Source organism: Sorangium sp. So ce321 (assembly GCF_051530195.1).
GTDB lineage: Bacteria > Myxococcota_A > Polyangia > Polyangiales > Polyangiaceae > Sorangium.
On record NZ_CP150329.1, the window covers coordinates 7813802 to 7824206 of the forward strand.

The window sequence follows — 10405 nt, forward strand, 5'->3', positions numbered from 1 at the left end:
TCCCCTGTCGAGCGCTGGTGGACACGCTCCACCAGAGGTCGATGGAACCGACGCCGGCACGTGCTTTTCCGACGGATCCCACGATGATGCCAACCTTGCTTGCGACGAACACGGGCTCTGTTCACTGGATCGACCACTTCCACGCTTTGACCTCGATCCGGCGCCGGCTCTTCACGGGAGGGTTCGGCGACGCGGAGCAGATCGCGTCGCGCGTGTCCGATGCTTGGTTCGCAGCGCAACCCCAGCCCATCGCCATCTCCTGGGCTGCGCCGCCGCGGGTCGTGGGAGATCTCTCGGTCCGTGACGGCACCTTTCGCTCGCCGATCGCCGAGCTCCCTCCGGCGTCGCGCGTCGCTCATGTGCGCGAGCTCTCCCCGCGCGTCCGGCGCCCCGCGCCCGAACAGCCGATGTACGTGATGCTCGCCGCGTCTGGCGATGAAGGGTTCGCCACGCGCACGCGCCTCCTCAGGCCGATGGTGGAGTCCACGGGGATCGGGGCCCTCCTGCTCGAGAGCCCGTTCTACGGCCTCCGTCGCCCTCCAGGCCAGCAGGGCACCGCTCTCCGGACGTTCGCCGAGCTCATGCTCATGAGCATGGGGATGATGCAGGAAGGCCTGGCCCTGCTCGCGTGGCTCGCCGCGAACGGTCACACCCAGCTCGGGATCACCGGCTTCAGCATGGGCGCAACCGTGGCGGCGCTCGTGGCGGCCCGCTGGCCGAGGCCGCTCGCCGCGGCGATCCTCTGCGCCGGCCGATCGGCGGTGCCGGTGTTCACGCGAGATCTCCTGTCCCGCTCGGTCGAGTTCGAGCGCCTCGGGCGCGGTGAGGGCGGCGCGGACGGGGCCCGACAGAAGATCGGCGAGTACGTCGCGATGCTGGACATCGATCGACACCCGGTGCCCCGGTGTCCCGAGGCCGCGGTGATCGTCGGGGCGCGACACGATGGCTATGTTGTCCCGGACGAGGTGCAGCGGCTCCACGAGCTCTGGAAGGGCAGCGAGCTCAGGTGGCTGCTCACCGGGCACGCCGGGGCGCTGATACAGCACAGCCCGACGCTACGGTGGGCCGCGGTGGAGGCGATGGCGCGGTTGCGCCGGGCGATCGCTGCACCGCAGCCGGCTCGGCGCGCCCCCACGGCGACGGAGGGCGCGCTGCGGGGGTTTTGGTCCTTCATCGAACGTCGGGCGGGCAGCCAGAAAGGACGCTGATCAGGAGCCCTGCGCAGCGCCTGCACCAGGGACTTGCCATCGCCTTCGGTGCCCTCGGGGAAGACACAGAGCACCTCCATCACGGCGGGCAGCGCTTCCGGCCGCCTCAGCCACGACACCGGGAACACGCCCGGATCTGCGAAGGAAGAAGGGCCGAGCTTCCGCACGAACGTACCTGCTGATGCCGCGTTCGTCCATGACGGTCATGTTCGAACGCTCGTCACTCTCCACGATCTCGCACACTTGCCCAGGCGTCGCACACACGCGACGATCACGTCGGCTCACGAGGATATTTTCCTTGAGGCTGTCGGCGGCGCTACGGTAGCGTGCACCACGCAGTGCAGCATCGGATGGCGACAGGAGATCTCCTTCGCTCTCCTTGTCTGAATCGACACCCCATGAGGTTACTGTAATGACGCTTCAAACCACGACAGCGAACGGTGGACAGCCCGGCGTCCGAGCGACACCGGTGGACGCGAAGGACCAGGCCGAGCTGCAGGAGGTCCTCGCGATCTCTCCGTCTTTTCGAGCGCTGAGCCAGCAGCACGTCGACGCGCTGCTCCGCGCGGCGCGCATCGAGCGGATCGCCGCCGATACCCTCATCGGGCGGGAAGGCGAGCGGTCCGAGCGCCTCTTCCTCGTCCTGAAAGGAGACGTGGACGCCTTCTGGGGCGAGGCGCTGCGCGAGGTCATGCTCAACTACAACCGCGGGGGCGTCTTCGGCGGCGGCGTGCTCCTCGACGAGGAGAACATGTACTCGTTCGCCACGAGCCGCGAGACGCTCGTGGCGAGCTGGGACAAGGACGCGCTCCAACGCGCGGAGCTCAAGGCACCCGGGCTCCACGCTCAGCTCCTCAAGCGCCTCTCGATCGGCGCGCGATTGGCGGAGTTCGCCGAGCTCCTGCAGCACGCTCCCCTGTTCCGCAACTCGAGCTCCGTCCTCCGTCATCGGCTCCTCCAGGAGATGACGCTGCTCGAATTCCCCTCCGGGACGACGATCTATCAGGCGGGCGAGCCGGCGGACACCTGCTACCTCGTCGTCAGCGGGGAGGTGGAGGCGAAGCACCTGGTGCCAGAGGACCAGGTGGAGAAGATCACCGTCATCGGGCGAGGTGCCGTGTTCGGCGACTCGGATCTCCTCACCTCGAGCAAGCGCACGGAGTCGGCCGTGGCGCTGAGCGACACCGAGGCGCTCGCCATCAATCGTATCGACATCGAGGCGCTTCGCCGCGCCTGCGGCTCGTTCCGCCGCGCCGTCGTGGCGCGATCGGGGTCGTCCGCGGCCGCGACGAGGCCGCAGGATCTGGTCCTCGTGGTGAACCGCACGCCGTACCCCACCCGCTCCGTCGCCGCCCTGATTCCGGCCGCGTTCGCGGACGCCGGGGACAGGAACGTCGCCATCCTGGAGGTCGCCCCCGAGAAGGCCGATACCGCGACGGACAATGTGCTCAGGATCCCGAGCGATCCGACCCGCGCGCTCCAGGTGCTGGACGATGCCGCGCGGCGGATGGGCCACAGGTACCTGGTCCTGTACACCACCACCCCGGGCGCGCTCGATTGGCTGGCGGAGCCCGTCTGGGACAAGATCATCGACAACCGCATCTCTTCGGCCGTCTACTTCACCGACGACCTGCGGCAGCCGTTCCCCATCGAGACGCCCCAGCTCTCCCCGGTGCAATACATCGAGGTGCGCTCGCCGGGCAGCGAGAAGGACGTGCACATGGTGCGGAGCGGCTCGATCCGGCTCGTCGTCGACGGCAAGCCCGGCTCGGATCTGCTGTACACGTCGCTGCCAGCGCAGAACCGCACCGCGCTGCAGCGCCTCGCGCGGACGCTCTCGCGCCAGGTCGTGGGTGTGGCCCTCGGCGGCGGCGCCGCCTGGGGCTACGCGCACGTGGCGCTCCTGCGCGCGCTCCACGACGCGGGGATCCCGATCGATATGGTCGCGGGGACCAGCATCGGGGCCGTGGTCGCCTGCGCCTACGCGAGCCGAGGGCTCGATGGGCTGGACTCGATGGTCAAGCTCGGGAAAGATTTCGCGATCTGGCACGCGATCGCGCCGATCACACGAAAGCCCCTTGAAGGCCTGGTCGAGAAGAAGCTCATCGCGCACAAGTACCTTCAGGACATGCCGTTGCCGACGCTCCCCGTCGCGGTCGATATCCAGCGGGGCAGGGCGCGGGTCTTTCGTCACGGCCGGGCGGTCCACGCGATGTTCGCCAGCACCGCGATACCGACGTTCATCATCCCCGAGATCCAGGACGGGGCCCGGTACGTGGACGGAGGCATCGCCAACAACGTGCCGGTCAGCGCGCTCGTCGAGGAAGGGGCCGACTTCATCATCGCGTCGAACGTGATCCCGCCGCCGAACCGGCAGGCGCGCGAGCTCCACAAGTCAGGCCTCACGCGGATCCTTTCCCAGCTCTCGCCGCTCGGGCGGACGAAGGACGGCCTGCGCGCGATGTTCCTGTTGATGCATGAGGCGGGCAATCGCCAGGCCACCGCCGCCCAGATCACGTGGGCTCCCTCGATGGGAAAGTTCACCATGGTGGACAGCCACCTCGCGGCCAAGATCGTGGAGCACGTGCAGCCGACGCTGCCGCCCTTCATCGAGTCCGTGAAGAACAAGTACACGGCGTTCTGCCGGAACCGCGATTTCTGAGGCTTGATGCCAGCGTCGACAGCGTCGAGGGTGGCGCAGATCCACCCGAGGCGCGGCACCGGGGAGGAGAGCTACGAAGCCTCTCGTGCAGGCATGCTCAGCCTGCGCCACCGCCGGGTGACGCGCGCCCGAATGCCGTTGCGGGGGGCCATCGTGCCCGCGGTCACCTTGGTGGCGTACTCGGCCGGCGGGAGCAGCTCGACGTCGTAGCTCGCGAGGATGCTCGCCGAGATCATCTTCGAGCAGATCAGGGTGAACGCGTCGCCGACGCACGTGCGCGGGCCGAAGCCGAAGGGGATGTAGTGGCCCGGCGGCGGCTCCACGAGGAAGCGATCAGGGTCGAAGCGCAGCGGATCCGGCCACACCCTCGGGTTCCGGTGCACCGTGAAGGGGAGGATGAAGATCTGCGTCGACGCCGGCAGGCGGTGGCCCCCGAGCATCACCGTCCGGTCCGGCTTCACCTCGCGGACGAAGCCGGGGACGACCGAGTAGAGCCGCATGGCCTCCTTGACCACGCGATCCAGCACCGTGAGCCCGCGGAGCCGGGCCAGATCGATCCTGGAGCCTACCTCGGCCGTGAGCGCGTCGATCTCGCTCCGCAGGCGCTGCCCGACGTCCGGGTGCTTGCACGACGAGAAAAGGAAGAGCGAGGCAGAGATGCCGACGTTCCGCATGCCCGCGAAGAAGACGTTGGAGACCTCGTCCCGGATGTTCTTGAAAGGCATCCGGAACATCCGGTGCTTCGCCATGTACGAGAGGAGATCCGGCCCATCGCCTCCGAAGCGCATGGCGTCGCGGACGCGCTGCGCCACGAACGAGAGCCAGCGGTGGCGGTGGTACCAGAAGACCGGATCGGGCGAGAACGGGACAGGCAACCCGCCGCGCCGGGAGATCTCCTTCAACATGGCCTGGTGATGCACATACTGGCGGGAGGTGAGGCCGGTCCCGAGCACCGCGCGGCCGAAGACCTGGAAGGCCATCTGGACGCAGTCCTCGAACAGATCCGTCTCCACGGAGTCCGAGCCGCAGAGCAGCGCCTCCATGTGCGCGGCGACCACATCGCCGATCATCGGCAGGATCCCCTCGTACCAGTCATCGATATTGGGCCCCTCGAACGGGTGGTGCGCGCGCTTGCGCTGCCAGTCCGCGCCGCCGATCGCGCGGAACACCGAGCGGCCCATGATGGGCGCCGTCGCGCCGCGCGGGACGTTCTTGTGGTAGTCGTCGGCGTTCGAGACGAGGATCTCGCGGATCAGGGCCGGGTCGTTGACGAGGAGGCTCGGCTTGCCGAAGAACCACCAGACGAGGTAGTCGCCGTACTCGCGGTGCCACCGGGCGAACACGTGATGAGGCTCCCCCCGGGCCAGCTCGAGGGTGTTGCCGAAGGGGAACGTCGGCGACGGCCCCGGGAGCCCGGCGAGCATCGACGCCTTGCGCGCGAAGAAGAACCGGAAGAGCCGCCCGAGCGGGCCTGGCGCGGCGGGAGGTACGGTGGTCAACATGGGTGGTCCTCGCGGCGATGTCAGATATCGACGCTCTGCGGGATCTTCGACGGCAGGAGGAACTCGTACGGCACGTCGCGCGTCGCGTTTCGCTCGTGGATCGCGGACTCGACGTCCCGGAGGCGGGCCTGGAACTCGCCCAGGAGCGGCGCCACGCGCGGGTCGCGGAAGTGCCGGCGCGGGTAGTACCCGAGCCGCGTGTGGCCGACGGCGGCCAGCCGGTAGCCGAGCTCGAGCTGCTGCTCCGCGCGCTCGAAGGGCGGCAGCATCGCGAGCCACTCCGCCTCGGTGACGTCCTCCTTCGTCGTGGGCGCGGGGAGGTATGCCGCCATCGGGGACGCGGGCACGAAGCTCATGATCGGGCCCTGCGGGTAATTGAGCGCCGCGTGCTGAGCGCTGCTGTTGAAGATGATCAACGTGACAAGGTCGCAGAGATCCTCGACGGTCGCGAGGCTCTCGGGCTCGTAGCGCAGCCGGCCCCCTTCCCACGAGGTCGCGTCGGCGAGCCATGCGCGGAGCTCGCCGTCGAGGAGCACGTCCGCCGCGCTCCGGTAATAGAGCGCGAGGTACGAGCACACCCACTGCCGGATCGCCCCCCAGACGAGGAGCGAGTCGTCGCGGTACGGGTAATCCGGGAGGGCGGCGGCGTCGTCCACGCCGCGCAGCGCGAAGGCGCGCGGGAGCATGAGGTCGCGGAGCGATGTCCCGTGAACCGTCTCGGCGGCGATCCGTCGCGTGGCCCGGATCGACCCCGACATGATGTCGTCGACGAGCGTCCCCGGCGCGAGCAGGCCGTCGACGGCCATGTCGTTGATGTAGAGCGTCCCGGCGAAGTGCGGATCGAGCAGGACGTACAGGGGATGTCGCTCGGACATGTTCCGGTACATCGCGACGTTGAAGGCCCCTGCGACGAGGTGCGTGATGCCATGGTATGCCGGCTGGTGGTGCGCCACGTCCGCGACTTCCACGATGGTCCGCGCCATCATCCAGGCGTACCCGTCCGCCGGCGTGAAGATGGGCGCATCGGGGCTGCTCTGCTGCTCGCACTGGATGGCGATGGCGCGGAGCGAGCCCGACCCCCTGGGCACCGCGAAGAGGGCCAGCGGGGCGTGCGAGAACTTGCCGGGATCGGGCCAGTCGTCCGCGTTCTTGGGCGCCACCATGCTGTAGTCGGCGAGGTAGAGGCGCCCTTCCGCGCGGGCGGCCGCGAGGCTGTCGGCCTCGAAGCCGGGCACCGCGCGGAGGTGCGCGTCGGTCACCGGGAAGCTCGGATTCGGCGCGGTCACGCGCCGGATGATCATGGGGTTGAGCCCGGCGACGCGCAGGCGCGAGAAGGTCGCGTCATCCCGGAACGTCCTGGCGATGGGAGGCACCGGCAGACACACGAACATCCGCTCGTAATCGCTGATCGACGAGGCCTGGCCGACCCGCGGCGCGCCGACGAGCCAGCCGAGGAGCTGATTGAGCTTCGTCAGGTAGAAGTGGAAGACGTGCGCGAGGATCCAGCGCAGGCGCGGCCGGTTCCGGGGAGGGACGACCGTGGACAGCGCGACGCCCGGCAGGAGGTCGTGGGTCCATTCGTAGGTCTTCCGAGCCGCTTGAATCGCCGCGGCGCGCTGGGCGGGAGCTTTATCCGCTCGCGGAAGGCAGGGTACGGAAACCATGACGATTGGATGCGAAGCCTACATTTCAGCCGCTCGGACCGTCAAGCATCCATTGCACCGCCGGACGCGAGCGGACGCTGCTGCGCGCGGAGCGCTGCTGTAGAAACACTCGTGTCACAAATCAGCAGTGGTCGTGCTTGACCCATTGACGCGCTCAGCCGCCTCGAGTGGGCGCGGCTCGAGGACCTTCCCAGGACACCGAACAGGTTGAAACCCCGAGAAAATGAGCCACAGAGGCACAGAGGGCACAGAGGGCACAGAGTTTTGTTGTTGTTCCTCTGTGTCCTCTGTGCCTCTGTGGTTCAAATCTCTTCATTCCCGGGCGTTTCAAGCTGATCGGGGCTCTAGGATGAGGGTACGCGAGCGTCGTCGCTGACGAGCGCCTCGCCTTCCTCTCGCCATATACCGTCCTCGCCGAACACCATGCGCGGGAGGCGGAGCTGCGGCGCGAGGCGCGTCTCTTCGCCCCACCCGCTGATGAGGCGGAGCTCCGGGTGGTTCGCGAGCTCGCGGGCGAGGGAGAAGACGGGCGGGATGATGCCGAGGTTCGGCGGGTCGACCACCTTCGGAAACGAGAAGAGCACGTGGAACCGGTTGGCGTGGCGCGCGACCACGCCGTAGTTGACGGCGCCCTCGAGGAAGAGCCCGTTCTCCAGCGTCAGATCCTGCGCGATCCGGCGCAGTACGGCGATGTCGAGGCCGACCTCCTCCGCCGCCGCGGCCATCGAGCGCCGCCCGCGCCGGGAGAGGGCGAAGCGCGTCGGGATCGGCGCGCCGGGCACGAAGCTCCCCGCCGTCATGCGCTCCCACGCTTCGCGGCCCTCGATCAGCATGAGCCGGTGCACCGCGAGGCCGAGCTGGAACGGCGACCGCAGCGGGCCGCGCGGGAAGGCCGCGAGCGCCTGGAGCACCGTCTCGGGGTCGGCGCCGTCGGGGAGCGCGCGGGGATCGGGCGCCGGGTCGGAGCTCGACCCGACGCCGACGACGTCGCGCAGGAAGTGGCTCGCCGGCCGCTCGAACACCGCCTCCCAGCGGACGAGGAGGTGCACGGTGAGGCGGGCGAGCGTGAGCTGGAAGCCGCGGACCTCGTCGCGGCTGAACCGGCGCCGAACCGCCAGCGCCACGTCCGGCAGGTTCTTCCATTGATGGGGATCGCCGCCGCGATCGCCGGCCGCGGCGGCCGCCGCGGCGGCGTCGCGGACGAAGGGGAGGAAGGTCTCCCAGAGCTGCTCGTACTCCTCGCTGGAGACGCCGGTGCAGTGGCGGGCGGCGCGCCGGAACACCGTCGCATCGAAATGGAAGAGCTCCGGCGTGGGGAGCCACTCGGTCCACACGGTGTCATCCCGGCCGGTCGCCGGGATGTGATACCCGACGTGCTGGCGGCGCCACCAGTTCCCGGTGCGCATCTTCTCCTCGATGGTCGTGGAGGAGACGCGGTAGAGCGCGACCCGGATCTGGCGCGGCGGCTCGTCGGGGAACGGGTTGTTCTTGAGGAGCGGCAGCACCGCCGAGTCCCGCTCGAGGAGCCGCTGCGCCATGCGGTCGAGCATCATCGAGGAAGGCGTGAACCAGTAGGGGTTGTTGAAGTTGACGCTGGAGAGGTAGCCGCACGCCTCCACGCCGAATACCTCGTAGAACGAGAGGCCCTCGAGGCGCGGGTGGTGCGGCGCGACGAACTGCGGCGCGTCGTCCTCCGTGGTCATCTGGAACCGGAAGCGGTACGTGCGCCACTCCTGTCCGTCGAGGCTCCCCTCGATCACCGGGAGCCAGCGCAGCGGCGGCGCCGGGTGCGCGCCGAACACGCCGTAGGAGCTCAGCACGCGCGCCGGCGCGATGAACCGGAGCAGCGCGAGCAGCGCGCGGAGCGGCCGCCAAGGGACCCGGCGGAACGCCGGCCAGTACAGGTAGCCGGCCGAGATCCAGCTGTCGAAGGGGATGTAGAGGAATGCCCCGAAGAACAGGATCGGGAAGACGAGCGTGAAGGGGAGGTGCTCGGGGCTGAGGAGGTCCGGGCGCGCCAGCGCTGCGGAGAGGCTCGACGAGTGATCGAACGCGGCCACGCAGAGGACGATCGTGAGCATGTTGAAGAAGCCGAAGCTGCTCGTGATCTGGATCGCGAGCATCTGCCCGATGATGCCCGCCGCGCCCACGAGGCGCGTCGGCCCCGGCACCAGCACGAGCAGCGGGCAGAGCAGCTCGGCGAAAGCGACGAACCCGATCATCGAGCGGTGCATGAAATTCGGCAGCTTGCTGGCCCACCACCCGATCGGGCTCGTGCTCGGCAGGCTGATCAGGAAGAAGCGGGTATACAGCGTCATCCGGAGGTTGAACCTGGCGAACTTCTCCTTCCCGAAGCCGAAGACGATGCGGAAGAGCAGGAAGTGGAACGCGAACCTGAGGAGCGGGTGCGGCACCGCCGCGGCCGAGACCTCCGGCAGCAGCGAGAGCGGCGGCAGGAACATGGCGAGGAAGCCCAGCTCCAGGATCGAAGCGTCCCAGGGGTAATGCAGCCGCAGCGGGAGCTGGAACGACAGCTGGACAGCCCAGCACACGAGGAGGGCGAAGGGCGTGGCGGGGCCTCCGATCATCACCGCGACCGACGCCGCCATCCCGGAGAGCACGAAGGCGCGGATCGCCGTGTCGCTGCGCGCGAGCCAGAGGAGGCTGGGGTTGAGCTGCAGGCAGCGATACCAGGGGAGATCGCGCCGCATCCGATCGAGCTGCGCCGTGATCGGCGCGATCCCGCGAGACCCCACGAAGGGGATCGCCTGCATGTACATCGACACGAAGCAAGCGAGATAGACGAGCCCGACGCCGCGCGTGACGCAGCCCCATAGCACGCGCAGCCCGTCGTCGGATGTCAGGTGCTCATACACCATCATGTTTCCCTCACGTATCCACGGGAGCCACGGGCCCCGAGACGATCCGAAGGGCCGGCAATCGCCACCGGCCAGCGGCGAGACATTACAGGATTTTGCGGAAAATCACGCCTCTGATGATTCAGCTCGCGATCGATGCTGCAAAGAGGCCCGGCGCGCAGGGCGCTCGCGCCGCGGGACCGCCGGGCGCGCTGGCGGTGCCGCATGGCCCCGGTGCGGGAGCGCGCCCTGCTCTCCCGAAGCCACATTTCCCGTCGAAATGCCGCGCAGCGCGCCACGTCTCGACGGGCCGGCGCGGGCGCGCTGCACGTCGCTCCAGGCTCCGGGATATCGCGCTCGATCTCTCCGGATCTACCCGATGACCTTACGGGGCGATCTCCCGCGGAAGGTCTCACCCAGTGCGTACAATTAACGTCCCAAACGTAATATTTCCAGCCAGAGCGCGATCTGGGTTGTGAATTATATTACAACCATCTACCTTATGTCATAT

At 68.6% G+C, this 10405-nt stretch carries 5 protein-coding genes; 2 read left to right on the forward strand and 3 right to left on the reverse strand.

Annotated elements, in window-relative coordinates; all coding sequences use genetic code 11:
• Positions 1 to 83: 83 nt before the first annotated feature.
• Entirely contained in the window at positions 84 to 1208 is a 1125-nt protein-coding gene (locus WME89_RS28745) for an alpha/beta hydrolase family protein (RefSeq protein ID WP_438002883.1), read from the forward strand.
• A gap of 412 nt (positions 1209 to 1620) precedes the next feature.
• The gene (locus WME89_RS28750) at positions 1621 to 3870 is read left to right on the forward strand and encodes a cyclic nucleotide-binding domain-containing protein (RefSeq protein WP_438002884.1); all 2250 of its coding nucleotides are present in this window, start codon (positions 1621 to 1623) and stop codon (positions 3868 to 3870) included.
• Between the two features lie 71 nt (positions 3871 to 3941).
• On the opposite strand, the gene WME89_RS28755 is transcribed toward WME89_RS28750, so the two are convergent.
• The 3 genes from WME89_RS28755 to WME89_RS28765 form a co-directional block, all read right to left on the reverse strand.
• Positions 3942 to 5372, reverse strand: a complete 1431-nt coding sequence (locus WME89_RS28755; protein WP_438002885.1) for a cytochrome P450 — start codon at positions 5370 to 5372, stop codon at positions 3942 to 3944.
• A gap of 20 nt (positions 5373 to 5392) precedes the next feature.
• Positions 5393 to 7036: a lipoxygenase family protein gene (locus WME89_RS28760; RefSeq protein WP_438002886.1), complete on the reverse strand. Its 1644-nt coding sequence runs from the start codon at positions 7034 to 7036 to the stop codon at positions 5393 to 5395.
• 344 nt (positions 7037 to 7380) lie between these two features.
• Positions 7381 to 9918 (reverse strand): lipase maturation factor family protein, encoded by a 2538-nt coding sequence (locus WME89_RS28765; protein ID WP_438002887.1) that lies wholly within the window; start codon positions 9916 to 9918, stop codon positions 7381 to 7383.
• Positions 9919 to 10405: the final 487 nt, after the last annotated feature.